Origin of the sequence: Pseudomonas sp. NPDC089407 (assembly GCF_044900445.1) — a bacterium.
In the GTDB taxonomy this organism is placed as follows: domain Bacteria; phylum Pseudomonadota; class Gammaproteobacteria; order Pseudomonadales; family Pseudomonadaceae; genus Aquipseudomonas.
Map to the genome: position 1 here is coordinate 111,741 of NZ_JBJDNB010000001.1, position 22,422 is coordinate 134,162.

The following is a 22,422-nucleotide window of genomic DNA, read 5'->3' on the forward strand; positions in this document are numbered from 1 at the left end:
GCTCACTGGGCACGCTCCAGGGACACAGCGTCACGCTTCTGGCACACGAGCATGAGTGCCGCATTCCGCTCCTCGCGTGCCGTAATGCCACGGCGCCGCATACCGACGACATGCCGGTACGCCCGGAACTTAAGGCCGGTGCCAGATGGGATCTCGGTCGCCGCCTCTTCCAGATCGCAGCGCACCTCGCTGTAGCAGTAGGCGCCGTACTCGGCATCGCGGAACTCAGCCGAATTGAGCTCGTTGACGTAGAAGTCACGCGCCGCTTCGCAGTGCGCACAGGTCTTGTAGGTCGACACGTCGCCTTCCCAGAGGCAGGATACGAACTCGTAGCGGTCACCTGGCTCGATACAGCCGCGGCATTCCGTGCAGTTGTGACGCTTGCGCGCGACCCGGTGCTTTTCGGTGTGGAATTCAGGGTTCATGCTGCACCCCGCACGGCCTTGTCGTGGGTGTGGAGGCCGTCCCAGTTCTTCTTCATGGGCAGCTCGCCGGCCAGGTACAGCTCGTACAAGCGCACGGCGCCCTTGCGCAGCAGTGCAGGCGTGAAGGCGATGAATGAGTCCTTGCCGTGCGGACTGACCTGCTGCTGATGCTCGGTCATGTACTTGTCGCGGGCATAGGCGGCAACGCGGTAGCGGGTACCGGACTTGCTCTCGTTGTAGAGCCAGTTGCGGCCCTCAAGAAAATGGCCGACCTGCATCACGTTGACCCCATTGAGGCCCTTGCAGAACTGGACGTGGCTCATTCCTTCCTTGAACAGGTTCTCCAGGTGGTCGATCTTCTTGGCCTGGGCCTCGACTTGGACAGTGAGCAGGACGCGTGCTTTCTCCGACTCCAGGGCCATCTGGAGGATTTCCAGTTTGCTGAGGTCGGCGGGCATTGGCTTCGCTACCTGAGCCTCCAGTTGCTGCCAGCGGTCAATGATCTTGGCGCGCAGCTTGGCGTTATAGCCAGACACCAGCACCAGGCAGTCGCGCTGACTTAGGAGAAACTCTGGGTACGACTGGCCGTTCTGCGGATGGACGTACTGGGTCTCCTCAGATCTGAGGACACCCTCACCCACCAGGCGCCGAGCATCGCGCATGACGTTGTCGTGGCTTTTGTTGGTCAGCTCTGCGATTTCTCGAGTCGACATCGTGCGCGCCACGAAATCGTGGTTAGCATTTTGTGGCGCGGGCCGGATGAGGGCCTGTACACTTTGGGTCTGCATATGCATAATTCCCTTCAGAGTTTTGTGTTGCAGAGAGCCGGGCCTTCACCCCCGGCTTTTTTGTGCCCGTAATTCGGGCTTATCAGGGCCTGTTCAGGCCTTGCGCTGGAACGGAAGAACCGTTCCCCTCGCGTTTCGAGGTTTCGTTCGGCTGGCCAGCTCTCGATCAATCAGCTCGGCTGCTAGCGCTTCACGGGTGATCCCCCGCTTTCGCGCCTCTCGCTCAAGCAATTCCATCGAGCCCGGGTCCAGACCGAATTGTTCGGTCGGCATAGGGCCTCCTCGCGGCCTTCAGGCTGCGGTTTGATCGCCGGTATTCTCCGAAGCCAGGGCAGCCAGCTGCGCTTCCAGCATTTCGCGGCAGAGCACGGCACGCTGGGTGCGGTGATACACGGCCATCGCCTGGATCAGGTTGAATGTGTCCTCGTCGACCCGGACCTTGATCTCGCGGTCATGCAGGTGATTGCGGTTGGCGTACATGCGGGAGTAGCTCCTTGCAGTTGGAATTGGTTAGGCGGCGACTTGTGTCGGCGGGAACGCATCATCAAGGGCGCAATTGGCGCCCAGGACGTTCAGCGCTTCCACGATCTGGCGCGCCTCTTGAAGGCCTGGGTTCCTGAGGCCTGATTCGTAATTCGCCAGGCGGGACTGATTCCAGCCGAGCTGACGGCGCAGCGCTGCCTGGGTAACGCCAGCCCTTTCGCGGATCGTTCGGACTTGGTTCATACGGTCTTCCTCCATTGATGACCGAAGGATAAACACGCATCGTGTTAATTGCAATCACAATAAGTGAAAGCCTGGTATTTCGTTTCGTGATGAAATTCGGCGCATGAATGAATCATTGAGCCAGCGCATCAAGCGCCTGAGAAAAGCCAAAGGGATGTCCCAAGCCCAGCTTGCTGAGGCCTGCGGCTGGAAATCCCAGTCCCGGGTTGGTAACTATGAGGTCGGCACTCGCGAGCCTACCCTGGCCGATATCGCTTCGATGGCAGCAGCCTTGGGCGTTGACCAGTCCGAGCTGTTACTGAATTCGCCGATGCCAGAACTAACCTCCGCGCCTGAACGGAGCATGGCCGACCTTGTAAAGCAGATGCTCGCAAAGAGCGGCAAGGGCTTTTCCGAGGAGGCGCGCCGCCGGCTTCTCGCAGCAGCTGAGGAGCCGCAACCCTCAAACGTGATTGAGGCTGACTTCTCCCGCCCTGGCCTGGTTGGAGATGAGGTGTGGATTGCGCACTACGATGTCCGCGCAGCAATGGGCGGCGGGCAGAACGCACACGATTTTCCAGAACTATTGAAAGACATCCGCGTCAGCCCAAGCAATCTCCGCGAATTGGGCGTTGAGTTCGAGGAGTACTACCACCTAAAGGTGGTCACCGGCTGGGGCCAGTCGATGGAGCCCACCATCAAGCACCGTGATCCCCTGATCGTGAACATCAACGTCCGCGAGTTCGTGGGGGATGGGATCTACCTGTTCTACTGGGATGACCACATCTACATCAAGCGCCTGCAGGTGGCGGATGAGGACCATTTCGAGATGATTTCGGACAACACCAGGCACAAGGATCGGCTGATCCGGCGGGACATGACGTACATCCAGGCTCGGGTTCTACTTGTCTGGAACGCACATCTCGTTTAACCCCACCATTAGCCAAGGACAGCGCCCATGGACAAAGAAACGATTGAGCACCAGGCTTACTATGAGCAGCTGAAAGCAGCTTCCACCGTGACTGTGGATGAATTCCTTAGCTTCTTAGAAGAGAAGGGTTTGGATGACATGCCATGCGAGCTCTGCCAATGTAAAGAATGGGCGGTAAGTTCTCTGGCGGGGACGGCACCTGATATCGTTATGAAGAACGTTTGCGGCGGGCACGACACAGGATTTTACACCCCTACCAAACGAGCTTTTTTTTATTGCTTTTGCATGGGATGCGGTAACACGAAGGAGTTTTATGCCGACTACGTGCTGAAGCTTATGAAGCCGGAAAGCCCTGAGGCTGCACTCTTCGATGAACGGTTCGAAGTTGATAGAGACAGAGCATGAACAAGATCTTTGTATCCAGAAGCTCTGAAACATCTGAAGCCAAGAAGCTGATAGGCCCAGAACAAGCGCCCTCCGAACCCAAATTGTCAGTCAAATCGAAGCTGTACTTGGTGTCGCATACCAGCACAGAAGCTATAGCTGCACACGTCAAACGGGGATCAGCTAGCCCCAATCACGGCGGTGACAGTCACATTCAAAATGGCTATCCTGAACCCATGAACGACATCACGCGCGAAGAACTCAACGCCAAGCTCGAGGCCATCGAAGTCAAGATGGATGCCCGGGTGCAAGCCGTTTCTGCGAAAATTGATAGCTTCTTGTCTGCGCAAGTGGAGAGAGATAAAGCCTGGGAGAAAATTTCCGAGGCTAGATTCGATCGCATCGAGAAGGACGTCAGCAGCATCAAGGCCGAGAGCAAAAAAGTTGCTGAGGACATCAATGGCCTCAAGGTAACCATGGCCAAGTATCTCGGTGCAGCAATCGTCATTGGCGCTGTTGCGTCAGCAATCCTTGGCGCCGCAGCGAAAAATTTGCTTGGATCTTGATTCATTGATGTAGCTGAAAGCCCGCCATAGCCAGGCGGGCTTTTTCATGGCCGTCAGAAAGGCGCCTCCTCTTCTACCCTCTCATCCTCCCAATCCTTCTCTACGACCAGGTCGTCGCGATCCTCTGCGCTCTGCGGCTCCCACCGAACCGTCACGCTCTCGTCGTCATTGAACGTCAGGTCCAGCTCCGGCGTTTCGGCCATCAGCCCCATCACCTCCTCCCACTCCATGTCTCCATCCGTGTCCAGGCGATGGATCGTCACCCAGCGCTGAGCCTGCGCGATCGGGTGATTGATCATCGACGAAACCCGCAGGCCCAAGCGTTCTAGCTCGGTCATCTCCTGGCGAGCCTGCGGCGCCGACTTCTTCTGCTTGGCCATACCTTCCTCCATAGACTGTACATATATCCAGTAATGAGCAGAGCATACATCACGCCTTGTGAAAGGTGAACACGCTTCGCTTGGAAGAATTTCAACACGGCTCCGAAAAATAAATCACATTTCGTGTTGACACAAAAAACACATTGCGTGATATTTGCCTCAACACCGCAGTCACTCACGAGGGACTGCAGAGGCCCTCAAGCCTCACCGCTCTTTAACAGCCAGCGCCATGCCCGACTACCCGGCCCAGCCGGTTAGGTCACTCCCGGCTCCATCGGTGGGAGGTCAGTAAACCGATGAACAAAACCGCACTTGCCTCTACCGGCGACCGGCGATCCGACAGGCCCGAAAGCCTGCCCACGCGCAGCCCACTGCGACGGCGGACGAGGTGTTGACCGAACTGAGTGAATGACCTGGTAAGCGGGTGCGTAGAAACACCACGAGATTCACTGAAGCACCTGGGCGACCGGGTGCTTTGGGAATCCACTGGAGGTACACCCGATGAACCAACCTGCAAAAGACCCCGTGAAATGCGCACGCTGCCGCCAGCCGGTGGAGAAACCGATCTACCGGACCATTCACTTTATTGGCTTCGCAAACGGACGAAGGGCCGCGCTGAGCGAAAACCTCCCGTTCTGCAGTGCAGAGCACGCCAGTCACGAGCAAATGAGTCGTGAAGGCTGAAGATTTCACTGGCTGGCCTTGGCGACAGGGCCAGACGGGAAACCAACCGAATGCACGGAGCAAGCACAAGATGAACCAGCAAACCCTGCAAGAGCTTCTCGCAGAACGCGTCGCCGCATACGCCAATTCCGACCGCCCTCGTGAGCTGATCGATGAAGGAATCGAAAAGCTGTTTGCAGATGTGGTGAAAGACACGTTCCGCTCATACGGCGACTTCGGCGGCGCCGTCAAGGAGGCGGTGAAAGCCGCTCTTCCGGCCAACGTCTCGGATGTCTTCGAGCTTCAGCGGTACAACGCTTTGGTTGCCAATGTCCTTCGCGAGCGCTGGCAGGCAGCAGCGTTGCAGTCCACTGTTTTGGAGCAGGCAGACAAGGCCATCAGCGAAGTCCTGGATGGCGAAGGGCTAATTACTGGTGAAATCTCATTGAAAGGCCTGATTGATGAGTTCATTGCTGATCACAAAGACCAGGCCGCTGAGGAACGGTGGAGTCGACCAGAAATTCGCTTCGAAGAAAGCGAGATCGCCTCGTCAACCTTCCTCTACATCGGATTTGACCCAGAGCCTGAACAAAGCCGCGACCGGTTCATGTACAGCTCAGACAAGCGAAGCATCCACAGTCTGAAGCACTCTCTTCACATCCACATTCAAGGCGAGCGTGCGACTGAAGACCGATTCAGGCCGACAGAGCGATTCGGCGATGTGGTCGGCGCGAAGCTCGACGAGAAGAAAATCGCCGTCAACATGCGGGTTCGCTCGAAGTGGGAGCGCATGCTGGCGTCCCTGTATTTCGGCAACGCCCTCTTGATCATCGATTGCGAAGAAGACGAGTTCGATTACGGCTTCGACGACTGACAACCAGCGCCACGTCAGCCTGACGTTAACCGCCCGATGCCCTGCACACCATCGCAGGCTGCATCGGAGTGTAATCTGGATGCGCAGGCTGATGCGCGATAACTGACCAGCACCCATACCGGTATTGCTTCCAGCCGGAGAGGAGCGTGGCGACTACGGCTCAGGCTCTGATCAAGGTCAGGACAGTCGAACGCCGGAGATCAGCACCGGCCAGATCACACCCCGATGCAGTTTTCATCGATTTAAAACGCATCACTGTGAGCCTTATACAAGTTAAGGCTCATCGCAGTAACCCTTAATCGACGCGAACCGCAGGCGAATCCGGGGCCACACGGCCAGACCAGATGCTTCCCGGGCAGCTCCGGGCGCCTGCCTCATCCCTTCACATCGACCGCATCGGCAGGCGCCAGGCCACCTTTCACGGTGGGTTTGGTCACCCGCGCCTGGCGCCTGGCCAATGCGGTCCAGAGGATCATCCAATGAGCGGAATGAACGTATCCGGCCAGATCATGATTCAGGAAACTGCAGCCGGCGGATTCTCGGCACAGGTCTACCCAACGCGCCTTGATGCGGCCATTCAGCTACTGCGCGTGATGATTCGCCGCGCAGCTGACGAGCAGCAGGCCATGGCCCAAATCGAAAATGCCGTAGCTGAGCTGATCAGCGAGGAGCGACATGATTTGGATATGGAAATGGCAACCGAGCGTCGCCGCCGCGGAGAAGAGCCATGAGTGGCTGGATCAAGTGTAGCGACAGGCTGCCGCCTGGCCCCGGTAGCTACCTGACCCATTCCCCGCATTCCCCTTACCCGATCCACATCGGGGTTTGGCTTGAGCGCGAACAGGCGTGGGAACACGAGTGCCACCGCAAGAAACGCAGCGAGATCAAGCCAAAAACTTGGATCACGCACTGGCACGAGCTGCCAGCCCTCCCTACCGAGTAACCCACTACCTGGAGGCGACCATGGGCGCACTTCGAGCAGCACAGTTTGAGTACGACAACCGGATGCCGCCGGCGGTGATCGAAAGCGAAGCTGACGGCGCCGAAGAACGCTGGATCGACGACGGCATCGCTGAGCTGATGGCGCGCCGCGACTTCGTGTTCCAACGCCGCCTGCGGCCGCAGCAGGGCGTCACCTTCGAGCGATTCGCCCAAGCAGTGGACGAGTTCGTGATGGGGCAGCTTGGCCTGTCTGATATCAGCAACTCTGTCCTCGGCCGCTTGGTACTGGCGGCGCGCTGCAAGGTCACCAGCGATGCGGCTGCAGCAGCCGAAGAGATCATGAGCGTGGCGAGCCCTGAAGCAGCGCTACAGGAGATCGCTCGCCAGCTGCTCACCCCATTCGCCGAGGAAGGAGTTCTGGCCCAGGCCGAGGAGTCGCAGTGAGAAGCCCTCATGTCCTCATCGACAACGAGCTCGACGCCATGGCGCACCCCGGCACGGATATGAGCTGGAGCGTCATGGTGCAGAAGCTCCTGACCGAAATGCTGGCCGACCAGCGCATCACCATCGAAGAGTTCAACCACTACTGCGGGCGCCTCAACAAGATCGTTGATGGGCGCAAGGAGGTCGCATGAGCAACATCAATTGGGAAAGCTGCCCTGAGGCAACCCTCTTTGACCCGGTTGACCAGAACTTCCTGCGGGAGGTAGGCGAAGCGCTGCTGCTCTTCAACATCAAGCGCGGCTGGACCGTGCCTCTGCACACCGTATACGGCTTGCGCATCGAGGACTGCGATCGCCCACTGATCAAGCGCCCTGAGTGGAATGGCGAAGGCCTGCCGCCCGTTGGCACAGTATGCGAGTTCGCCGGATTCAACCCTGAGGAGACCTTGCCGTCTGACCCTATGATTGGTGATCGCGTGACGGTGATCGCTCACTTCAAGAGCGGCTCAATTGATGTCGCGGCGTTCACCTTCTTCGCCCCGCCTGAGTTTGAGTATTTGCAGGTCGCTCAAGGCGCATATGGCTGCTTCCGACCAGTCCGCACGCCCGAGCAGATCGCGGCGGAGGAGCGCCTAGCATCGACATACGCCATGTGCGATATCGCACCTACGCTGAGCAACGTGGATGCTGTTGCACTGTACGACGCCGGCTACCGCAAGCAGGAGGCATCATGACAACTCCAGTATTCCCATCACTGATCGATGACCAGGTGGCGGAGGTTCAGGAATCCATGGCCCTGCCAGAGGGGCGAATCCTGATGCTCTTCAAGGGCCCCACCTTATGGGATGCCAAGCAGGCCGCAAAAGAGTCGTTTATCGAAAACCCTGAGGCCTGGCACTGCCGCTCCTATCTCTGCGGTGAATGGACTGTCGGCTATCAGGTGCGCACATGAGAGACATTGAACGCACCGTCGAAATCGGCTGGCAGGCTGAAAGCGCTGAGCGCCGAGCAAAGAACCGCCAGAGCAGTGCTGAGATGCTCTCCGAGCGCGGCATTCAGTTCGAAGCCAAGAACATGGGCGCACACCTGATCGTTTCGCACGAAGGGAAGGTCGCAGATTTCTGGCCTGGCACCGGCAAGTACATTCCCCGCGGCGGTGGTAGGCCCGGGCGCGGCGTCTTCAACCTGTTGAAAATGCTGGGCGTCAAGCCATGACCAGCTACCAGCGAGCCCGCCGCCTAGTCATCTGGCGCGGATCCTTCTCCATGCTCTTCGCCTGCACCTTCTTCATGCTCGCCAGCGCCCTTGCTGGCTGCATTACCTCCTGACGCAAGACGCCCGAGTACGGCGGGCCCCTTCGGGGGATAACCGTGCCCGCAAGGGAGCGTAAGCCGGCAAGAGCGCACAACCATCACCGGCAGCCAGGGCGTTCGGCCTACATCACGGGCGTGACCTGGCATTCCCCTTATCTCTACTGACGGCGCCGGCCTGGCGCGAGGTGTACCAATGTCCGCATCAACCGAATTGGCCGTTGTGCCGCCGAAAGAAACCGCTCTTCAAGTCTTCCAGGCGCCGAATGGCCTGGACCCTTACCTGCAGAAGATTCGCGACGAAATCGACGCATTCGTGCCGGACACCAGCACAGTGAAGGGCCGGAAGGCCATCGCTTCGATTGCCTACAACGTCGCCAAGTCAAAGACCGCTCTCGATAACGTCGGCAAGGAACTTGTAGCCGAGCTCAAGGAAATCCCGAAGAAGATCGACGCCGAGCGCAAGCGGATGCGCGACAAGCTTGATGCCTGGCAGGAAGAGGTGCGCCGGCCGCTGACCGAGTGGCAGGCCGCTGAGGATGCTCGGATCGACCGCCACAACGAAGCGATCGCCCACATGAAGGTCCTGGCCACCGAGCTTGGCGCGCTGGATGCCGAGAAGCTGCAGGCGCGCATCACCGAGCTGTCAGCATTCCAGTTGGGCGAAGCTTGGGAGGAATTCGAGGCTGAGGCCGCCCGGACCAAAGAGTCGTCGATGACCGCCGTTCAGGCAGCGCTGGAAGCTCGGAAGAAGTACGACGCCGAGCAAGCCGAGCTGGCCCGCCTGCGCCGCGAAGCAGATGAGCGCGCCGAGCAAGACCGCATCCGGGCCGCACAGGAAGCCGCAGTCGAGCTTGAGCGCCAGCGCGTTGCTCAGGAGCAACAGGCAGAGCGTGAGGCCGCGGCCAAGCGCGAGCAGGAACTGAAAGATCAGGCCGCCGCTCAAGAGCGCGAAGCCGAGAACCAACGCCTGCAGCTCAAGTTGCAGGCCGAGCAAGCCGAGCGAGCCAGGCAGCAAGCCGAGGCCGACCGTATTGCTACCGAGCAGCGGATGGAGCAAGAGCGCCAGGCCGCAGCGCGCCGGCAAGAGGAAGCCGCTGAGCAGGCGCGCCAGGAAGAACGCCGCCGCGCCGATGCAGCCGCGGCTGAGATCGTACGCCAGCAGCAGGCCCGCGAGCGCGACCAAGCCCACAAGATCAAGATCATGGGTGAGGCCAAAGAGGCTCTGATGTCGATGAACATCACCGAAGAGTTGGCCAAGGCCATCGTGCTCAAGATCGCCCGCCGCGAAGTCCCGAACGTCACCATTAACTTCTGAGGTAGCCGCCATGAGCAGCACCATTATCCTGCCGGAGCAGCGCCGCCAGGCTGTAGTCGCTCCCGGCCCAGTAGACAACAGCATCATGGCGGTGATCAGCCGGGCAGCTGCGGACCCGACCTGCGACATCGAGAAGATGGAGCGCCTCCTTGCGATGCATGAACGAATGCAGGCCAAAGCGGCTGAAGCCGCTTTCAACGCCGGCATGGCCCAGATGCAGTGCGAAATCCCGACGGTGTTCGAGGCCGCGGTGAACCTGCACACCGGTAACGCCTACGCCACGCTGGACGACATCACCCGGGTGGTAAAGCCGATCATGCAGCGGCACGGGTTTGCGATCACCTTCAAGGTGGAAAATCAGGACAAGTCGATCAGCGTCACCGGCATCCTGATGCACCGCGACGGCCACCGCGAGCAGACAACCATGACCCTGCCGGCCGACATCGGCAAAGGTCGGAATGATGTTCAAGCGGTCGGCTCGTCCACCACCTACGGCAAGCGCTACGTGATGTGCGCCTTGCTGAACATCACAACCGGCGACGTCAGGGATGATGACGCGCAATCGTCGGATGGCTCCGATACGGCAGAAATGCGAGCCCAGGCATTAAACGACATCCTTGCCCAGGTCGAAGCGGCCGCCACGCCAGACGAACTCAAGGATGTATGGCAGGCATCCGTAAAGGTCATGCAGGCCAGTGGTGACAAAGCCGGATACGACGCGGTGAAGATCGCCGTAACTAAGCGGAAGACAGTATTGGAGGCCAACCCATGATTATCGTCAATTGCACCCAAGGCTCGCCAGAGTGGCTGCAGGCCCGCGCCGGCGTTATCACCGCCAGCATGTTCAGCACCGCCCGCTCCAAGGTGAACGGGCTCACTGCCCAGCAGCGCACCTACGTCGACGCCATCTTGGATGGCCGCAGCGAGGCCAAGGCGCGCGAACTGGCCGGTTACAAGGCTGCGCCAAAGGCTGAGGTTGTGCAGCGGGCCCTGGACGGCGAGAAAGTCGGCGAGCCATCCAATGCCGCCCTCTCCTACGCCTTCGAGCTGGCCGTCGAGCGCATCGGTGGTGCCCCGCTCGATGGCGGGTTCGAAACATGGCAGATGCGCCGCGGCCATGAACTGGAGCCAGAAGCCCGAATGGAGCATGAAATCCAGACGGGCCTGATCGTCACGCAGGTCGGCCTGGTCAAAACGGACGACGGATCGTTCGGCGCCAGCGCGGACGGATTCATCGGCGAGGACGGAGGCAGCGAGTACAAGTGCTTCCTGGCCCCGGACAAGCTCCGCGCGTTCCACATCGAGAACGACGCCAGCGACGTCATCGACCAGGTGCAGGGCTGCATGTGGATCACTGGCCGGAAGTGGTGGCACATCGGAATGTACTGCCCTCTCCTCAAGCCCGTTGGCCGCCAGCTCTGGTGGCGCGAGTTCAAGCGCGACGATGACTACATCGAGCAGCTGGAGCAGGACCTTTGGGAATTCAAGCTGCTGGTCGATGGCTACGAGAGTCAGCTGAGGAGCAAGGCCGCATGAACCCATCAATCGACCTGGAGGCCGCAACTGCGGCCTTCTTCGCATCTGGCGGCCAGATCATCGTGCTCGATGGCTTTCAGTACGTGCCCTTCCGGCAGCGAAAGCATCCTGATCCGAAGCCAAAGCGGGTAAAGCCAGCCCCTCCCGCAAAGGAGCACCCTCAACAGACCCGCGCCAAGGCTCGCACTGCGCAGGTCTCCGAGCTTGCCAAGACCATGACCTGTGCCGAGGTGGCAGAACTCCTCGGTGAAACCAAGACCGCTCTGTGGGGCGTTGCAGCGAGGGGCGGATTCAAGTTTTTCTCTCCGCCAAAGCCGCCTGAGGCAATGAAGATGAAGGCCGAACCTACCCAAGAGGACCGCGATTTGGCGGACAAGATCATCGCCCTGCGTGATACCGGCAAGTCCCGGTGGGGTGTGACTTTGGAGTTGGGCATAGGTAACTGGAGGTTCGCGCGCATCCTTGCCGCGTTCGACATTGACTTCCCTCTCAAGCGGAAACGGGGATAGGCCATGATCGCCACTATCTCCCAGCCCGTACCCGCCGTGAAGTACGCAGCGGCCATGGCCAGGTCCACTGGTCAGCCTTGGGGCGTATACCGAGGAAACAAGCGCCTACTGGTGGTCATGCCGTCAGGCTCGACGAAGAAAACGCCCATTAAGGTGTGCCACCCATGAGACGCATCCAGAAAATCACGCAGCAGCGTCGCCGCCAGCTGCACATACACATCCCGCCCAGCGGATTGAAGGAGGTGCCGTATGGCCATGGATCAGGCAGAGCGCGACCGGCGCCGGCGCGAGAAGTCAGCAAAGCACCAGGAAGAAGACCTGCGCTTGAAGGTTCGACCAGGGACTAAACAGGCCCTGCTGGAGCTGATGGAGTGGGCCGGGATCGAGGAACAGGGCGAGGCGATGACGCTGATGATTCATCACCTGCACGGGCTGGGCCCGGGTGGGGCGCTGCCGCTTCTTACGCCTCCGCGCCACGAAATCACGGTTTCACCGGATGTGGCGCGAAAGCTTGAGAGCTTCAGGGTACGTGAGGCGCTGAGATTGCCTAGTTCTGAGGCGGCGCTTGAGTAGTGAATCGCACTGACGTTTCTCGTTTCGGCGGTGGAGTAACGAATCCTAAAATCGCTACTGTAGAGTAGTAGGAGGGTTCGTCGCCCTTATTTAGAGACTCCGAACCGACATGAAGAAGTCGCCCCTGATGCTCTTGAATCAAGTGATTGATATCCCAGTCAATAGAAGTGCCAAACCGCTGGCTGCAATAGGGGCACCCTGAAAGCTCATCGGTGCTAAGCCTGATGGTATGTTCCACGCCTGAATAGTCCACTCAAAACTCCTTGTGTCCGACCCCATGTCGGTCCTCCGTAATACCCCATCCAAAATCAAATTGCCACCATGCCGCTTAGCGGCCACGGAGAATCCCTCATGCCTATCCGTAACGCAGCAATGCACTTCATCGACAAGAAGCCAGATGGCAGCCCGGCAGTACTGCACAAGGCCAATGGCGCGCTGCCACCAAGCGAAGCCATCGACAACCTCTTGGCAGACCTCATCGACGCCTACAACGCCAAGCAGGGCAAGGCCTGGGGTTTCTTCCACGGTGAGTCCGGCGCCTACCCGTTCAGCGGCTGGCTTCGGTCCTTCGTGGATGGCCAGACAGAGTTCATGGCGTTTACCGACCAGGCAGTCGAGCATCTTCAGCGCCTGATGGAAGAGTCGAACCTCAACACCGGCGGCCACGTCCTCTTCGCCCACTACCAGCAGGGCATGACCGAGTACCTCGGCGTCGCCCTCCTGCAGCATCGCGACAGCGTGACGGTGAGTGCCGAGCTGGACGTGAAGCCATCCCGCCACCTGGACCTGTCACAGCTGCACCTGGCCGCCCGCATCAACCTCTCGGAGTGGCGCAACAACAAGGATTCCAAGCAGTACGTGTCGTTCATCAAGGGCAAGAACGGCCGGAAGATCTCCGACTACTTCCGCGACTTCATCGGCTGCCAGGAAGGTGTGGACGGCCCGGGCGAAACCCGGACTCTGCTCAAGGCCTTCAGCGACTTCATCGAGCGTGAGGTTCTGCCTGAGGAAGCAGCCCGCGAGAAGACCCATACCCTGGTCGAGTACGCCACCGCCCAGACCAAGCTGGGCGAGCCGGTGACCCTGCAAGAGCTGTCCGAGCTGCTTGACGAAGACCGCCCGCAGAACTTCGCCGAGTTCATCCGCAACGCTGACTATGGCCTGTCTGCCGAGATTCCTGCCGATAAGCGGACGATAAACCAGTTCCGCCGCTTCACCGGCCGCGCCGAAGGGTTGTCGATCAGCTTCGAAGCGCACTTGCTGGGCAACAAGATCGAATTCGACCAGGAGGCCGGCACGCTGATGATCAAGGGCGTGCCGACTCAGCTGGTCGACCAGCTCAAGCGCTCGGCAGCAGCCTGACCCCAATTATCATGCCGCCCCGCCACGGAGGGCGGCGCATGCATGGAGAAAGCCATGAAAGACCAAGAACGCTCCGAACTCGCCGCCCGCGTCGCTGAAGACCTGGCCCAGCACCAATACACCCAGCTGGTAAATGAGAACGGCGTCGAGGTTTGGCGCTGTCAGCAGCCTGGAACCCGGGTCTACCACTTCGATATCTGCGTGACCGCCTACGGCATGTCGATGTTCGGCGATATCGACGGGCTGTTATGGCATGTCGGCGCCGACTACGGCATCAACTTCCTGCGCCACCAAAGCGATGGATATCTGCACGAAAAACTGGAGAGTACCTGCAAGCGCGAGGTCATCGACTTCGACAGCATTCGCGATACGGTTTGCAGCTGCATCGTTGGCCGCATTGATGAAGAGTTTGATGCCGATCAGATCCCTGAGGAGATCAGCGGCATCCCTGACCAAGGAGCCACCCTCGATCAGGCAGAGCTGCTGGTCGGATGGTTGCGCAACCAGGAAGAAGCCGGTGACCTGCGACTACCGTTCAGCGACCTGGCCGATGTCATCGAGGAGGTTGAGACCTTCGCCGAAGGCCGGGATACCGAACTTGTGCTTGCCTACGATTTCCTCCAGAGCAATGAGTCGCTGATCGGCGGAAGCGACCTCTGGGAGACCAAGATCAGCAAGCCATGCCCGAACCTGATGGCGCGCCTGTTCTACGTTCGCCACGCGGCCAATGCAATCATGGCGATCAAGGAGAAGCAGCAGGCGGAGGCAGCATGACCCAGTTCTACCTACAGGACAGCCGCAGCAACACGGGTGACGGCCTTATGTTCTGGGCACTGGGTGGCGGCTACACCACCAGCCTCGACAAGGCCGAGCTGTTCACCCAAGAGCAGGCCTGTAGCCACCGGGAAACAGACATTCCCTGGCCAAAAGATTACGTCGATGCCCGCGCACATCTCGGCGTCGACCACCAGTACATCAGCCTGGACGAAGCCCGCGACCAGCTGAGCCCGGGATGCGCCGTTGTACTGCAGATCCTGGGTCACTGGAACGGGAACGACATTGCCCTGGCCAGATGGCCAATAGGCCACACCTTCCGGTTCGACAAAGCACACCACCTCACGCTTGAGGCTGCCGAAGCGATCGGCAACACGCGAGAGGAAGCGGTGATCTGGCCTTTCTCTTACCTCGAGGCCAAGGCCAGGCGCCTGGTGCACAAGCGGGACGTAAATATCAAAGAGGCCCTGCAAGGCACCGGCATTGAACTGGTGGTGCCAAGAAAGCAGCGCAAGCCCTGGGAGCGGCCGCTCAATTGCCACGGCTGCGGACGCTTCATCAGCTGGGACGGCCGATACCTCAACGACTGCCAGCACTGCGGCGCGAACAACTGCCCATGACCCTCCGGCGCTGCCCGCCAGCGCCTCAAATATGGAATCTGCGATCCGGGACGATGCAGCTCCCATCAAACGGGCTGTATCGAGGCGATGTGGCGACGTTGCTCTGGAACAAAACAAACGCTTCGGCTGCTACGCCGGGAAGCCCACGACAAGCCTCCATTTTGCACCGCCCTGCGATGACATTTTCAGTACCGAAGGCTTCGATATCGGAAGCCGACAGGCTTTTGGCGAGGTGTACCACCAGGTTGCAGATGTCGGCGTCCTCTCCACGCTCCGCCGGGTTGTCGAGCAGAAGCTCAATGACCCTGGCTCGGTAAGCCCACCAACGCACCTCGCCACTCCGCTCTTTCGGCTGGCGTGCCTCCTCGAGCAGCAATACGAGTTTCTGTCGCTCTGCCTGGCTTAGCGGCCGCCAATCTAGCTCGTTGATAAACACTTCGGCTCCTGAAGCACGACGGTGGACGTTTCGCTTCAGTTTGGCATATCAGGGCTCAGTCAGCAGACCTAGCGTCGTACTCAGAGATCGGACAGGTGATGACCGCCGTAAAGCTACCGGTAAAGCTGTGCCGAAGCTCTCTCGGCATGTCGTAGGAGAAGTGGACAAGCCAGGATCCGTCGCCCAGTAGCACTGCTTCCTGGCGGTACTTGTCGACTTGGTCCTCACCAATTCCCACAACTGCTGCGATTTCCTGATTCGTTGGCTCGCGGTCCATCGGGGTTCAACTCGCTGGGCTGGGATTACAAGCAATAGCCCAAATGACATCAAATTGCCATCTAAACACGCCTCCCCGGCGAGGGCGGCGCCTGCAATGGAGATTTCCCATGACCCCCTACCAGATCACTGGGCCGGCGCAGATCGGCGTCAGTGGTGGCCGCACTAGCGGGCACATGCTCTGGAAAATCCTTGAGGCCCACGGCGGCAAGCTTCCGACAGATGTGCACGCCTTCTTCCAGAACACCGGCAAGGAGCGCGAGGAAACACTGGCGTTCATCGACGCCATGTCCAAGAACTGGGGCGTCAACATCGTCTGGATGGAATGGTGCAGGGTTTATGGCCAGCCGGACGACGCGCCCTGGTACAAGATCGTCGACTTCGATACGGCCAGCCGCAACGGCGAGCCGTTCACGATGATGCTCGAGTACTACCAGGCATACCGGAAGGCCGAAAAGAACCTGCCGGCCGTGCTGCCGAACTTCAGCAACAACATGTGCACCGCCTACCTGAAGGTGAAGATCGGCGAGAAGCATATGCGCGCCCTGGGCTATGACGAGTGGGATTGCATCGTCGGCATTCGCTACGACGAGCCTCGACGCTACAGCCGGATGATGACCGCCAACGAGCGCGGCAATGCCCGCTGGGACAGCGTTTGCCCATCCTACGTCGCCGGCATCATCAAAGAGGACGTGGCGGCTTTCTGGGCCGATCAGCCTTTCGACTTGGGCATGGATTCGGACTACGGCAATTGCGACCTGTGCTGGAAGAAGAACGAGGCCAAGTTGATCAGGACCATTCAGGAAGACCCGTCCAGGGTGATCTGGTGGTCTGGCACTGAGCAGCGGTTCGGCCAAGTGTTTCGCCAGGACCGGCCCAATTACCGGTCACTGGCCTGGTCAGCGGACCAACGCTCAAGACAGACAGATTTTGATTTCGATTATCTGGCCGAGGATATCGACTGTTTCTGCGGCGATTGAGACGTCGAACGGTCTTGGAAGCTAGCCTGGGTAGCACCTGGACTCGTCAACCCACCACTCTTTTCCGTGATGCTCGTTGCACGAAACGCGCACCATCGTGTCGTCGATTTCTTCGATGACACCGCAGCGTTCCTCGCCAGTTGTAGTGTCGCAGACACAGTCGCCTACTTCGAACTCAACCGATTTATCGTCATTAATAATCATAAGCACTCCGTCCAGCTGTAGGTGTTTTAGCAGGCACAGCCGGCAAATTACCGCACATCACATCATCGCTCCAGCCCTTCAGGTATTCAGGTATTCAGGAATCACCATGACCACAGCAATCGACCTGTTCGCCGGCCTCGGCGGATGGAGCACCGGCGCGCGCGCCGCAGGCGTCCAGGTTCTCTGGGCGGCAAACCACTGGCCGGTGGCCGTTGAATGGCACAGCGCCAACCACCCAGACACGCAGCACGTCTGCCAGGACTTGCACCAGGCCCGCTGGGAGCAGGTGCCGGCGCACGACATCTTGCTTGCCTCTCCCTGCTGCCAAGGCCACGCCAAGGCCCGCGGCAAGAAGTCGGGCAACCCCGAGCATGACGCCTCGCGCTCGACGGCCTGGGCCCCGGTATCGGCCCTGGAGTTCCACCGGCCGTATGCGGCAGTGATCGAGAACGTCCCGGAGTTCACCGACTGGGTGCTCTACCCGGCCTGGCTGCAGGCAGTGCAGGCGCTGGGGTATCAGGCCGCGCCACACATCGTCGACTGCGCCGACCTCGGCGTGCCGCAGCACCGTGTGCGCCTGTTCATGGTTCTGACGCGCAGCAAGGCCCCGATGATGCTGCAGCTGCCGCAGGAACGGCATGTGCCGGCCGCCAGCTTCCTCGATTTCGATGCTGGGCGCTGGTCGCAGATTGAGAGGCCAGGTCGGGCTCCGGCCACGCTGAACCGGGTACGTAACGGCCGCCAGCGCTTTGGCGGACGGTTCATCATGCCCTACTACGGCAAGGGATCAGGCACCACCGGCCGCGATATCAACCGGCCGATCGGCACCATCACTACCCTGGATCGCTGGGCCCTGGTCGACGGCGACCGGATGCGCATGCTCAGCGCCAGCGAGGCCCTGGCCGCCATGTCGTTCCCAGCTGACACCCTTCGACCAGACAACCACCGGTTGACCATGCACATGGCAGGCAATGCGGTGCCACCTCTGGCCGGGCAGCGGGTTATTGAAGCTCTTATGAAGGCCGCCTAGCTTTCTCGACCGCCATCTCGCCGGATCGAGTAAAGGCAGTTGTCCTGATCATCAGGAACGACCATCTCTTCGCCAAGAACGTAGATCGGACCTACTAGCTCGCCGCTCGCGGCATACAAGCCGTTGTCGATAATTTGAAAGCGCTGCACGCCCTTCTCGTCGACCACGGAGCCGTCAGGCTGTATCGCGCCAACCGGCGCACCAACTGGCCAGCGCCCCTGATAAAGCGTGTGCTTGTGCTTATTGAATTCCCCGACCATTCCAGTGCTCCCGTGGCTAAAACATGAACTGTAGCCGAGGTATCCTCATGCCCACAGAAAACCGATCCAGCAGCAACAAACTAGCGATCCTGCCGACGTGGGTCATCGACCGCATCAAGGAAGAAATGCGCCTCGGCCCTGCCACCTGGCAGGCAATAACCGACGCAGTTGAACAGGCAGAGGTGCCACAGGCGCTGCCTTGCGAAGTGAAGCTGCCGCCGGGCACCGTAATCGACCAAGGTTATCCCCTGTCGACGTTGCTGATGGCGATTGCACAGCGCGCGCGCCAGCCGGCCCATGCCCAGGTGTTCAATAACGAACCGCCAGCCCGGCAGCCCCACCCCGAGCCAATAGCCTGGATGGTTAGTACGGCCATCTGGTGGACCAAAGAAGAGGCAGAGCGGGATGCGGCGGCGACTGGACTGCCAATTGTTGGCCTGGGGCCGATGACCGGCGCTGCGTCTGCTGAGCAGCAACATGGCGAGCCGGTAGCCATAGTGACCATTGGCACCAACGACAAGGAAGTGATTGAGCCTTTGTCGCATGACTTGAAGGTCGGGACCGAGCTCTACACCCGCGCCGATCCTGGCGAGGTTGAGAGGCTGCGCGCCGCCCTGAAGTTCTACGCGGACCGAGACCACTTCGCCGAGGACATCGGCAGCGATTGGGACAGCGTGAGCGGCGAGCCTGCGAACGTTCTCTGGCATGAGCAAGAGGCCTGGTTCGTTGAAGACGGGTCAATTGCCCGCGCGGCTCTGGAGCGCCAGCCATGAGCTGCCAGCCTGATTTGGCCGGCCCGACCAATGTCGCGCGACTGGAGCAGCTCATCGCCAAGCTGCAGGCCGACCTTACCGAGCGGCATCAGCGTATCGATCAACAGGTCAACGGCGAGCTTGAGTGGATGGACCCGCGCCGTGCAAAGGCCTTCGCCGATGGCCGCTATACCGGGCTGAACGAAGCGTCGGAGCTCTGCAACCGCATGGGCTGGGCTGCCTATTACCCGCCCGGCACAAGGTACAGGGCCTTTGTGCCGAAAGCTCGCACCGCCCTGGGCGACTTGCTTATCAAGGCTGCCAATGCAATCGCCGATCTCCCTGACGGCCCATACGAGCGTTTCAAGGCACGCCAGGCGAAGAAGAAATCCTGAGGGAGCACATTTGTACTCCAAGCTGTAACCCCTCTCCCGCCTATTCACTGCTGCGATATGGCCGCTAGAGGGTAAAGCTTCTAGAGTGCTGAAGGACGCTGGGTGTATCAGCGAAATCTGGAGTAATGATGCGCAGCATGAAGAAGACGATCATCTTGGAATTGGATGTCTTGGAGAACGTTATCAAGGATCTTCCGGAAGAGAGCCCAGCGGGAAACCGCTTGAGAGAAATCATCGCCGCCGCTGAAGAAGCACGACTGCGCGGCCCAGTGGCTTATCTCGCTCATCGCAGAGATGCAAAAGGGGCTGGCAGAGCATTCGTGGCTCAGCCAGGGAGGAGCTACGACCAAACTATTTATGTGGGGCCTTATCCAGTCTATGCCCAACCTCTTGCTTGATGCCGAAAGGTTGGCTCTGTGATTCGGAGCCAACCCCCGGTGCGTGACGACGGCTCTACCCCGCCGAAGCTTTGGCGGTGATGGCGGGCACTCCTTCGGTAGCGATCCGGCGCGCCCGTCCTACACCCCAGGCCATTGCACGAGTCATCGATTCGCCGGGACGGGAATCGAACGCTTCTTCGTGCAACGCCATGCCTTCGGGTGCATAGACGCCGATGAACATCTGTGTTTGACCTGTTGTTGAAAGCCTCACCTGTACATCAATGTGCGTGCCGTCGTCGAGCGTTTCGTCATGGGTACGGTGGTGAAGCGCCGGGTCTGCCCAACTCCAAAACACATTTCCACGAACTCGCATATGGCCCTCCTCCAATCGTTATTTTTTCATCCATTAGAGGGCCAAAATAATGCGTGCCGAAAAAACTTCAAGTGACGTAAGTCATAAAATCAAACGAAGCGACAATCGGCGTTTAAGTTATACAGATTTTCTATTTTGTATAAGTTCTCTAGGGATTAAGAAGAGCGCTCCCTGTCTCTCGCTTCGGCTGTAAGCGAATCGGCAAATTCAATCCAGGCATCGAAGGCGGCGCGGTGCGCGTCGCATGCAGCTTGCCATTCTGGCCCTCCCAGGCGGCCGTAAGCTACCTGATTCATGGTGGATGACGTAAGCGCGTCCAGTTCCCGCAGCAATTTGTAAGCGCGATATCTTTTTTCTATATCCGGCATGGTCTTTCCATCCAACTTGCACAGCAAGGATTTGAGCCTTCTAAGACTTCTGCCTGATGGACCTCCCCTGGTCTCACTTATTTCCATCAATCTTAAACCGTCCGCCGAATGGCGGCGAGGAGGAACTATGCCCGAGTTAAAACTGATGCCTGGCCTTGAGGGCCGTCGCCGATGACCCGCCTCGCCCTCTGCCTCCTGCTGCTGGCCACCGGCGCCAGCGCAACCGAGAACGTCATCGACGTGCAGCGCGACAGCCAGCGCGGCGTCACCTGCTACCTGCTGAATGGGGTCGGCATCAGCTGCATCCCCGACAGCCAGCTGCTGGCCGGCAACCAGCGCCAGCTCTCCCCGCACGAACAGCAGGACAACGGACCTACACCCGCACTGGCGCCTGGGCGCTGGATTGATGAGAGGTATCAGCTTTGAGCGAAATCGATTGGAGCAAGGCACCGGAAGGCGCAAATCACTACCAGCCCGCAGCCACCCCCAATAACCGACCAGTTTTTTGGAGAGTTGAAAACGACGTAGCGCGCGAGGTCTGGGCGATGAACCCTGACGGCAGCATCCGCGACCATTTCAAATATGGGCCTGATGGCTGCCAGGCTTTCGCGCCGTGGCGCTGCATCGTCAAACCCGTCGAGTGGAAAGGCGACGGCCTACCGCCAGTTGGCCTTGAGGTCGAATGCACCTTCGACATCTGGGGATACTGGCTGAAAGGCAAAGTACTCTGCTACGGCGAGAAGATGATCTTCATGGAGCAGGAGAGCAGCAAGGGCGACGGGAAGTTTGAAGGTTCCATGAACCCTGACGGCATCAGGTTCCGCCCTATCCGCACGCCTGAGCAGATCGCGGAGGACGAGCGAGAGCGTGCCATTTTCGACATAGCGAGAATACTTGCCGGTGGAAACGAGCCAGACCAAATCGACATTGGTGATGCGGGCCTCGTCTACGACGCAGGTTACCGCAAGCAGGTGGCGCCATGATCGCCCTTGCCTACATGGCCTACCTGATCTACAGGGGGCCGCGATGAGCGAAGTCAGCCTCTACCACGGCGAGTGTCTGGAGGTGATGAAGTCGATCCCGGACGCCAGCGTCGATCTGGTGCTGGCTGACCTGCCCTATGGCACCACCCAGTGCGCCTGGGATGTGGTGATCCCCTTCGCCCCACTCTGGGAGCAGTACTTGAGAATCGCCAAGCCTGAGGCGGCCATTATCCTCTGCGCGGCCCAGCCTTTCAGCTCGCTAGTGGTCGCCAGCAACCCCCGCGACTACCGCTACGAGTGGATCTGGGAGAAAGGCAACGCGACCGGCTTCCTCAATGCGAAGAAGCAGCCCCTACGAGCGCACGAAAGCGCTCAGGTCTTCTATCGGCGCCAGCCGGTGTACAACCCGCAGATGACCACCGGGCACCAGCGGCGCACGGCGAAGCGGAAGACGGTCAACTCGGAGTGCTACGGCAAGGCTCTGTCACTCACCGAGTACGACTCCACGGACCGGTACCCGCGCTCGGTGCAGTTCTTCTCGAGCGACAAGCAGACTGCAAACTTCCATCCAACCCAGAAGCCGGTCAGCTGGATGCGGTTCCTGATCGCCACCTACACCAACCCCGGCCAGGTTGTGCTCGACAACACTATGGGCAGCGGAACAACCGGCGTTGCCTGCATTCAACTGGGCCGCCGTTTCATCGGCATCGAGAAAGACACCGACGAACATGGCAACCCGCTTGGGTACATCGACATCGCGCAGCAGCGAATCGCCGAAGCAATCAACATTCGCGACACCCAGGCCGCGCAGATCGAACTCTTCGAAGCGCGCGCCTAACCCCTCCCCCAACTACTCAAGCCCGCCGACATGCGCGGGCATGG

37 protein-coding genes are annotated in these 22,422 nt (G+C 59.7%); 27 read left to right on the forward strand and 10 right to left on the reverse strand.

Going from position 1 to position 22,422, the window contains the following annotated elements:
* Positions 1–2 precede the first annotated feature (2 nt).
* The 5 genes from ACI2KG_RS00640 to ACI2KG_RS00660 form a co-directional block, all read right to left on the reverse strand.
* On the reverse strand, positions 3–425 hold the full coding sequence (locus ACI2KG_RS00640) for a hypothetical protein (protein WP_404660372.1): 423 nt from the start codon (positions 423–425) through the stop codon (positions 3–5).
* Positions 422–1,219 (reverse strand): Rha family transcriptional regulator, encoded by a 798-nt coding sequence (locus tag ACI2KG_RS00645; protein WP_404660373.1) that lies wholly within the window; start codon positions 1,217–1,219, stop codon positions 422–424. Before ACI2KG_RS00645 ends, ACI2KG_RS00640 begins: the two co-directional genes overlap by 4 nt.
* Positions 1,220–1,306: 87 nt before the next feature.
* A complete protein-coding gene (locus tag ACI2KG_RS00650; RefSeq protein WP_404660374.1) occupies positions 1,307–1,486 on the reverse strand; it encodes a hypothetical protein in 180 nt (59 codons plus the stop codon).
* 18 nt (positions 1,487–1,504) lie between these two features.
* On the reverse strand, positions 1,505–1,693 hold the full coding sequence (locus ACI2KG_RS00655; RefSeq protein WP_377734904.1) for a hypothetical protein: 189 nt from the start codon (positions 1,691–1,693) through the stop codon (positions 1,505–1,507).
* A 30-nt stretch (positions 1,694–1,723) separates the two neighbouring features.
* Complete coding sequence (locus tag ACI2KG_RS00660) at positions 1,724–1,939, reverse strand: helix-turn-helix transcriptional regulator (protein ID WP_404660375.1); 216 nt, start codon at positions 1,937–1,939, stop codon at positions 1,724–1,726.
* Positions 1,940–2,042: 103 nt separating this feature from the next.
* On the opposite strand from ACI2KG_RS00660, the gene ACI2KG_RS00665 reads away from it, so the two are divergent.
* The 3 genes from ACI2KG_RS00665 to ACI2KG_RS00675 are packed head-to-tail and all read left to right on the forward strand — an operon-like array spanning position 2,043 to position 3,799.
* Positions 2,043–2,849 (forward strand): XRE family transcriptional regulator, encoded by an 807-nt coding sequence (locus ACI2KG_RS00665; RefSeq protein ID WP_404660376.1) that lies wholly within the window; start codon positions 2,043–2,045, stop codon positions 2,847–2,849.
* Between the two features lie 27 nt (positions 2,850–2,876).
* Positions 2,877–3,254 carry a hypothetical protein gene (locus tag ACI2KG_RS00670; RefSeq protein WP_404660377.1) on the forward strand — a complete coding sequence of 126 codons (378 nt, stop codon included), beginning with the start codon at positions 2,877–2,879 and terminating at the stop codon, positions 3,252–3,254.
* Complete coding sequence (locus tag ACI2KG_RS00675; RefSeq protein WP_404660378.1) at positions 3,251–3,799, forward strand: hypothetical protein; 549 nt, start codon at positions 3,251–3,253, stop codon at positions 3,797–3,799. Before ACI2KG_RS00670 ends, ACI2KG_RS00675 begins: the two co-directional genes overlap by 4 nt.
* Positions 3,800–3,852: 53 nt before the next feature.
* Here ACI2KG_RS00675 and ACI2KG_RS00680 read toward each other — a convergent pair whose 3' ends face one another.
* Positions 3,853–4,179: a DUF1654 domain-containing protein gene (locus ACI2KG_RS00680; RefSeq protein ID WP_404660379.1), complete on the reverse strand. Its 327-nt coding sequence runs from the start codon at positions 4,177–4,179 to the stop codon at positions 3,853–3,855.
* Positions 4,180–4,680: 501 nt separating this feature from the next.
* Between ACI2KG_RS00680 and ACI2KG_RS00685 the strand changes: the two genes are divergently transcribed.
* From ACI2KG_RS00685 to ACI2KG_RS00760, 16 genes are all read left to right on the forward strand, one after another.
* Positions 4,681–4,863, forward strand: coding sequence for a hypothetical protein (locus tag ACI2KG_RS00685; protein ID WP_404660380.1), 183 nt, complete (start codon positions 4,681–4,683; stop codon positions 4,861–4,863).
* A 70-nt stretch (positions 4,864–4,933) separates the two neighbouring features.
* Positions 4,934–5,716: a hypothetical protein gene (locus ACI2KG_RS00690; protein ID WP_404660381.1), complete on the forward strand. Its 783-nt coding sequence runs from the start codon at positions 4,934–4,936 to the stop codon at positions 5,714–5,716.
* Positions 5,717–6,195: 479 nt separating this feature from the next.
* Positions 6,196–6,447, forward strand: coding sequence for a hypothetical protein (locus ACI2KG_RS00695; protein ID WP_404660382.1), 252 nt, complete (start codon positions 6,196–6,198; stop codon positions 6,445–6,447).
* A 232-nt stretch (positions 6,448–6,679) separates the two neighbouring features.
* Positions 6,680–7,102: a hypothetical protein gene (locus ACI2KG_RS00700; protein ID WP_404660383.1), complete on the forward strand. Its 423-nt coding sequence runs from the start codon at positions 6,680–6,682 to the stop codon at positions 7,100–7,102.
* Positions 7,099–7,293: a hypothetical protein gene (locus ACI2KG_RS00705; protein ID WP_404660384.1), complete on the forward strand. Its 195-nt coding sequence runs from the start codon at positions 7,099–7,101 to the stop codon at positions 7,291–7,293. The genes ACI2KG_RS00700 and ACI2KG_RS00705 overlap by 4 nt, the downstream gene beginning before the upstream one ends.
* Positions 7,290–7,835 carry a hypothetical protein gene (locus ACI2KG_RS00710; protein ID WP_404660385.1) on the forward strand — a complete coding sequence of 182 codons (546 nt, stop codon included), beginning with the start codon at positions 7,290–7,292 and terminating at the stop codon, positions 7,833–7,835. Before ACI2KG_RS00705 ends, ACI2KG_RS00710 begins: the two co-directional genes overlap by 4 nt.
* Positions 7,832–8,053 carry a hypothetical protein gene (locus tag ACI2KG_RS00715; RefSeq protein ID WP_404660386.1) on the forward strand — a complete coding sequence of 74 codons (222 nt, stop codon included), beginning with the start codon at positions 7,832–7,834 and terminating at the stop codon, positions 8,051–8,053. Before ACI2KG_RS00710 ends, ACI2KG_RS00715 begins: the two co-directional genes overlap by 4 nt.
* Entirely contained in the window at positions 8,050–8,316 is a 267-nt protein-coding gene (locus ACI2KG_RS00720; RefSeq protein ID WP_404660387.1) for a hypothetical protein, read from the forward strand. Before ACI2KG_RS00715 ends, ACI2KG_RS00720 begins: the two co-directional genes overlap by 4 nt.
* 291 nt (positions 8,317–8,607) lie before the next feature.
* Positions 8,608–9,729: a hypothetical protein gene (locus ACI2KG_RS00725; RefSeq protein WP_404660388.1), complete on the forward strand. Its 1,122-nt coding sequence runs from the start codon at positions 8,608–8,610 to the stop codon at positions 9,727–9,729.
* A gap of 10 nt (positions 9,730–9,739) precedes the next feature.
* Positions 9,740–10,501, forward strand: coding sequence for an ERF family protein (locus tag ACI2KG_RS00730; protein WP_404660389.1), 762 nt, complete (start codon positions 9,740–9,742; stop codon positions 10,499–10,501).
* Positions 10,498–11,265, forward strand: a complete 768-nt coding sequence (locus tag ACI2KG_RS00735) for a lambda exonuclease family protein (RefSeq protein ID WP_404660390.1) — start codon at positions 10,498–10,500, stop codon at positions 11,263–11,265. Before ACI2KG_RS00730 ends, ACI2KG_RS00735 begins: the two co-directional genes overlap by 4 nt.
* Positions 11,262–11,774, forward strand: coding sequence for a hypothetical protein (locus tag ACI2KG_RS00740; protein ID WP_404660391.1), 513 nt, complete (start codon positions 11,262–11,264; stop codon positions 11,772–11,774). Before ACI2KG_RS00735 ends, ACI2KG_RS00740 begins: the two co-directional genes overlap by 4 nt.
* Positions 11,775–12,023: 249 nt before the next feature.
* Positions 12,024–12,347: a hypothetical protein gene (locus ACI2KG_RS00745; protein WP_404660392.1), complete on the forward strand. Its 324-nt coding sequence runs from the start codon at positions 12,024–12,026 to the stop codon at positions 12,345–12,347.
* Between the two features lie 351 nt (positions 12,348–12,698).
* Entirely contained in the window at positions 12,699–13,709 is a 1,011-nt protein-coding gene (yejK, locus tag ACI2KG_RS00750) for a nucleoid-associated protein YejK (RefSeq protein ID WP_404660393.1), read from the forward strand.
* A 42-nt stretch (positions 13,710–13,751) separates the two neighbouring features.
* The gene (locus ACI2KG_RS00755) at positions 13,752–14,483 is read left to right on the forward strand and encodes a hypothetical protein (RefSeq protein WP_404660394.1); all 732 of its coding nucleotides are present in this window, start codon (positions 13,752–13,754) and stop codon (positions 14,481–14,483) included.
* Complete coding sequence (locus ACI2KG_RS00760) at positions 14,480–15,103, forward strand: hypothetical protein (protein ID WP_404660395.1); 624 nt, start codon at positions 14,480–14,482, stop codon at positions 15,101–15,103. The genes ACI2KG_RS00755 and ACI2KG_RS00760 overlap by 4 nt, the downstream gene beginning before the upstream one ends.
* Before the next feature lie 25 nt (positions 15,104–15,128).
* On the opposite strand, the gene ACI2KG_RS00765 is transcribed toward ACI2KG_RS00760, so the two are convergent.
* Positions 15,129–15,539 carry a hypothetical protein gene (locus tag ACI2KG_RS00765; RefSeq protein WP_404660396.1) on the reverse strand — a complete coding sequence of 137 codons (411 nt, stop codon included), beginning with the start codon at positions 15,537–15,539 and terminating at the stop codon, positions 15,129–15,131.
* Positions 15,540–15,925: 386 nt separating this feature from the next.
* On the opposite strand from ACI2KG_RS00765, the gene ACI2KG_RS00770 reads away from it, so the two are divergent.
* Both ACI2KG_RS00770 and ACI2KG_RS00775 read left to right on the forward strand, forming a co-directional pair.
* Positions 15,926–16,795 (forward strand): hypothetical protein, encoded by an 870-nt coding sequence (locus ACI2KG_RS00770; RefSeq protein WP_404660397.1) that lies wholly within the window; start codon positions 15,926–15,928, stop codon positions 16,793–16,795.
* Between the two features lie 310 nt (positions 16,796–17,105).
* Positions 17,106–18,029, forward strand: a complete 924-nt coding sequence (locus ACI2KG_RS00775; protein WP_404660398.1) for a DNA cytosine methyltransferase — start codon at positions 17,106–17,108, stop codon at positions 18,027–18,029.
* Here the strand turns inward: ACI2KG_RS00775 and ACI2KG_RS00780 are convergent.
* Positions 18,026–18,289, reverse strand: a complete 264-nt coding sequence (locus tag ACI2KG_RS00780) for a hypothetical protein (RefSeq protein WP_404660399.1) — start codon at positions 18,287–18,289, stop codon at positions 18,026–18,028. The two genes, ACI2KG_RS00775 and ACI2KG_RS00780, sit on opposite strands and share 4 nt — an antisense overlap.
* Before the next feature lie 47 nt (positions 18,290–18,336).
* Between ACI2KG_RS00780 and ACI2KG_RS00785 the strand changes: the two genes are divergently transcribed.
* The 3 genes from ACI2KG_RS00785 to ACI2KG_RS00795 all read left to right on the forward strand — a co-directional run bounded on the left by ACI2KG_RS00785 (position 18,337) and on the right by ACI2KG_RS00795 (position 19,834).
* A complete protein-coding gene (locus ACI2KG_RS00785) occupies positions 18,337–19,062 on the forward strand; it encodes a hypothetical protein (protein ID WP_404660400.1) in 726 nt (241 codons plus the stop codon).
* Positions 19,059–19,436: a hypothetical protein gene (locus tag ACI2KG_RS00790; RefSeq protein ID WP_404660401.1), complete on the forward strand. Its 378-nt coding sequence runs from the start codon at positions 19,059–19,061 to the stop codon at positions 19,434–19,436. The genes ACI2KG_RS00785 and ACI2KG_RS00790 overlap by 4 nt, the downstream gene beginning before the upstream one ends.
* A 137-nt stretch (positions 19,437–19,573) precedes the next feature.
* A complete protein-coding gene (locus ACI2KG_RS00795; RefSeq protein WP_404660402.1) occupies positions 19,574–19,834 on the forward strand; it encodes a hypothetical protein in 261 nt (86 codons plus the stop codon).
* Positions 19,835–19,889: 55 nt separating this feature from the next.
* Here the strand turns inward: ACI2KG_RS00795 and ACI2KG_RS00800 are convergent, their stop codons facing one another.
* On the reverse strand, positions 19,890–20,189 hold the full coding sequence (locus tag ACI2KG_RS00800; protein WP_404660403.1) for a hypothetical protein: 300 nt from the start codon (positions 20,187–20,189) through the stop codon (positions 19,890–19,892).
* A gap of 155 nt (positions 20,190–20,344) precedes the next feature.
* Positions 20,345–20,557 (reverse strand): hypothetical protein, encoded by a 213-nt coding sequence (locus ACI2KG_RS00805; RefSeq protein ID WP_404660404.1) that lies wholly within the window; start codon positions 20,555–20,557, stop codon positions 20,345–20,347.
* A gap of 171 nt (positions 20,558–20,728) precedes the next feature.
* Between ACI2KG_RS00805 and ACI2KG_RS00810 the strand changes: the two genes are divergently transcribed.
* From ACI2KG_RS00810 to ACI2KG_RS00820, 3 genes are read left to right on the forward strand one after another with little or no spacing between them, the layout of a single operon-like run.
* A complete protein-coding gene (locus ACI2KG_RS00810; RefSeq protein WP_404660405.1) occupies positions 20,729–20,983 on the forward strand; it encodes a hypothetical protein in 255 nt (84 codons plus the stop codon).
* Positions 20,980–21,540, forward strand: a complete 561-nt coding sequence (locus tag ACI2KG_RS00815) for a hypothetical protein (protein ID WP_404660406.1) — start codon at positions 20,980–20,982, stop codon at positions 21,538–21,540. Before ACI2KG_RS00810 ends, ACI2KG_RS00815 begins: the two co-directional genes overlap by 4 nt.
* Before the next feature lie 43 nt (positions 21,541–21,583).
* Positions 21,584–22,378: a DNA-methyltransferase gene (locus ACI2KG_RS00820; protein ID WP_404660407.1), complete on the forward strand. Its 795-nt coding sequence runs from the start codon at positions 21,584–21,586 to the stop codon at positions 22,376–22,378.
* Positions 22,379–22,422: the final 44 nt, after the last annotated feature.

Coding starts and splice junctions, on each gene's coding strand:
- ACI2KG_RS00645 (WP_404660373.1), bottom strand. CDS start 1,219: ATGCATATGCAGACCCAAAGTGTACAGGCCCTCATCCGGCCCGCGCCA.
- ACI2KG_RS00675 (WP_404660378.1), top strand. CDS start 3,251: ATGAACAAGATCTTTGTATCCAGAAGCTCTGAAACATCTGAAGCCAAG.
- ACI2KG_RS00715 (WP_404660386.1), top strand. CDS start 7,832: ATGACAACTCCAGTATTCCCATCACTGATCGATGACCAGGTGGCGGAG.
- yejK (WP_404660393.1), top strand. CDS start 12,699: ATGCCTATCCGTAACGCAGCAATGCACTTCATCGACAAGAAGCCAGAT.
- ACI2KG_RS00720 (WP_404660387.1), top strand. CDS start 8,050: ATGAGAGACATTGAACGCACCGTCGAAATCGGCTGGCAGGCTGAAAGC.
- ACI2KG_RS00760 (WP_404660395.1), top strand. CDS start 14,480: ATGACCCAGTTCTACCTACAGGACAGCCGCAGCAACACGGGTGACGGC.
- ACI2KG_RS00795 (WP_404660402.1), top strand. CDS start 19,574: ATGAAGAAGACGATCATCTTGGAATTGGATGTCTTGGAGAACGTTATC.
- ACI2KG_RS00690 (WP_404660381.1), top strand. CDS start 4,934: ATGAACCAGCAAACCCTGCAAGAGCTTCTCGCAGAACGCGTCGCCGCA.
- ACI2KG_RS00650 (WP_404660374.1), bottom strand. CDS start 1,486: ATGCCGACCGAACAATTCGGTCTGGACCCGGGCTCGATGGAATTGCTT.
- ACI2KG_RS00670 (WP_404660377.1), top strand. CDS start 2,877: ATGGACAAAGAAACGATTGAGCACCAGGCTTACTATGAGCAGCTGAAA.
- ACI2KG_RS00780 (WP_404660399.1), bottom strand. CDS start 18,289: ATGGTCGGGGAATTCAATAAGCACAAGCACACGCTTTATCAGGGGCGC.
- ACI2KG_RS00665 (WP_404660376.1), top strand. CDS start 2,043: ATGAATGAATCATTGAGCCAGCGCATCAAGCGCCTGAGAAAAGCCAAA.
- ACI2KG_RS00810 (WP_404660405.1), top strand. CDS start 20,729: ATGACCCGCCTCGCCCTCTGCCTCCTGCTGCTGGCCACCGGCGCCAGC.
- ACI2KG_RS00640 (WP_404660372.1), bottom strand. CDS start 425: ATGAACCCTGAATTCCACACCGAAAAGCACCGGGTCGCGCGCAAGCGT.
- ACI2KG_RS00820 (WP_404660407.1), top strand. CDS start 21,584: ATGAGCGAAGTCAGCCTCTACCACGGCGAGTGTCTGGAGGTGATGAAG.
- ACI2KG_RS00770 (WP_404660397.1), top strand. CDS start 15,926: ATGACCCCCTACCAGATCACTGGGCCGGCGCAGATCGGCGTCAGTGGT.
- ACI2KG_RS00755 (WP_404660394.1), top strand. CDS start 13,752: ATGGAGAAAGCCATGAAAGACCAAGAACGCTCCGAACTCGCCGCCCGC.
- ACI2KG_RS00745 (WP_404660392.1), top strand. CDS start 12,024: ATGGCCATGGATCAGGCAGAGCGCGACCGGCGCCGGCGCGAGAAGTCA.
- ACI2KG_RS00805 (WP_404660404.1), bottom strand. CDS start 20,557: ATGCCGGATATAGAAAAAAGATATCGCGCTTACAAATTGCTGCGGGAA.
- ACI2KG_RS00735 (WP_404660390.1), top strand. CDS start 10,498: ATGATTATCGTCAATTGCACCCAAGGCTCGCCAGAGTGGCTGCAGGCC.
- ACI2KG_RS00740 (WP_404660391.1), top strand. CDS start 11,262: ATGAACCCATCAATCGACCTGGAGGCCGCAACTGCGGCCTTCTTCGCA.
- ACI2KG_RS00725 (WP_404660388.1), top strand. CDS start 8,608: ATGTCCGCATCAACCGAATTGGCCGTTGTGCCGCCGAAAGAAACCGCT.
- ACI2KG_RS00655 (WP_377734904.1), bottom strand. CDS start 1,693: ATGTACGCCAACCGCAATCACCTGCATGACCGCGAGATCAAGGTCCGG.
- ACI2KG_RS00800 (WP_404660403.1), bottom strand. CDS start 20,189: ATGCGAGTTCGTGGAAATGTGTTTTGGAGTTGGGCAGACCCGGCGCTT.
- ACI2KG_RS00785 (WP_404660400.1), top strand. CDS start 18,337: ATGCCCACAGAAAACCGATCCAGCAGCAACAAACTAGCGATCCTGCCG.
- ACI2KG_RS00680 (WP_404660379.1), bottom strand. CDS start 4,179: ATGGCCAAGCAGAAGAAGTCGGCGCCGCAGGCTCGCCAGGAGATGACC.
- ACI2KG_RS00790 (WP_404660401.1), top strand. CDS start 19,059: ATGAGCTGCCAGCCTGATTTGGCCGGCCCGACCAATGTCGCGCGACTG.
- ACI2KG_RS00660 (WP_404660375.1), bottom strand. CDS start 1,939: ATGAACCAAGTCCGAACGATCCGCGAAAGGGCTGGCGTTACCCAGGCA.
- ACI2KG_RS00700 (WP_404660383.1), top strand. CDS start 6,680: ATGGGCGCACTTCGAGCAGCACAGTTTGAGTACGACAACCGGATGCCG.
- ACI2KG_RS00695 (WP_404660382.1), top strand. CDS start 6,196: ATGAGCGGAATGAACGTATCCGGCCAGATCATGATTCAGGAAACTGCA.
- ACI2KG_RS00730 (WP_404660389.1), top strand. CDS start 9,740: ATGAGCAGCACCATTATCCTGCCGGAGCAGCGCCGCCAGGCTGTAGTC.
- ACI2KG_RS00685 (WP_404660380.1), top strand. CDS start 4,681: ATGAACCAACCTGCAAAAGACCCCGTGAAATGCGCACGCTGCCGCCAG.
- ACI2KG_RS00710 (WP_404660385.1), top strand. CDS start 7,290: ATGAGCAACATCAATTGGGAAAGCTGCCCTGAGGCAACCCTCTTTGAC.
- ACI2KG_RS00775 (WP_404660398.1), top strand. CDS start 17,106: ATGACCACAGCAATCGACCTGTTCGCCGGCCTCGGCGGATGGAGCACC.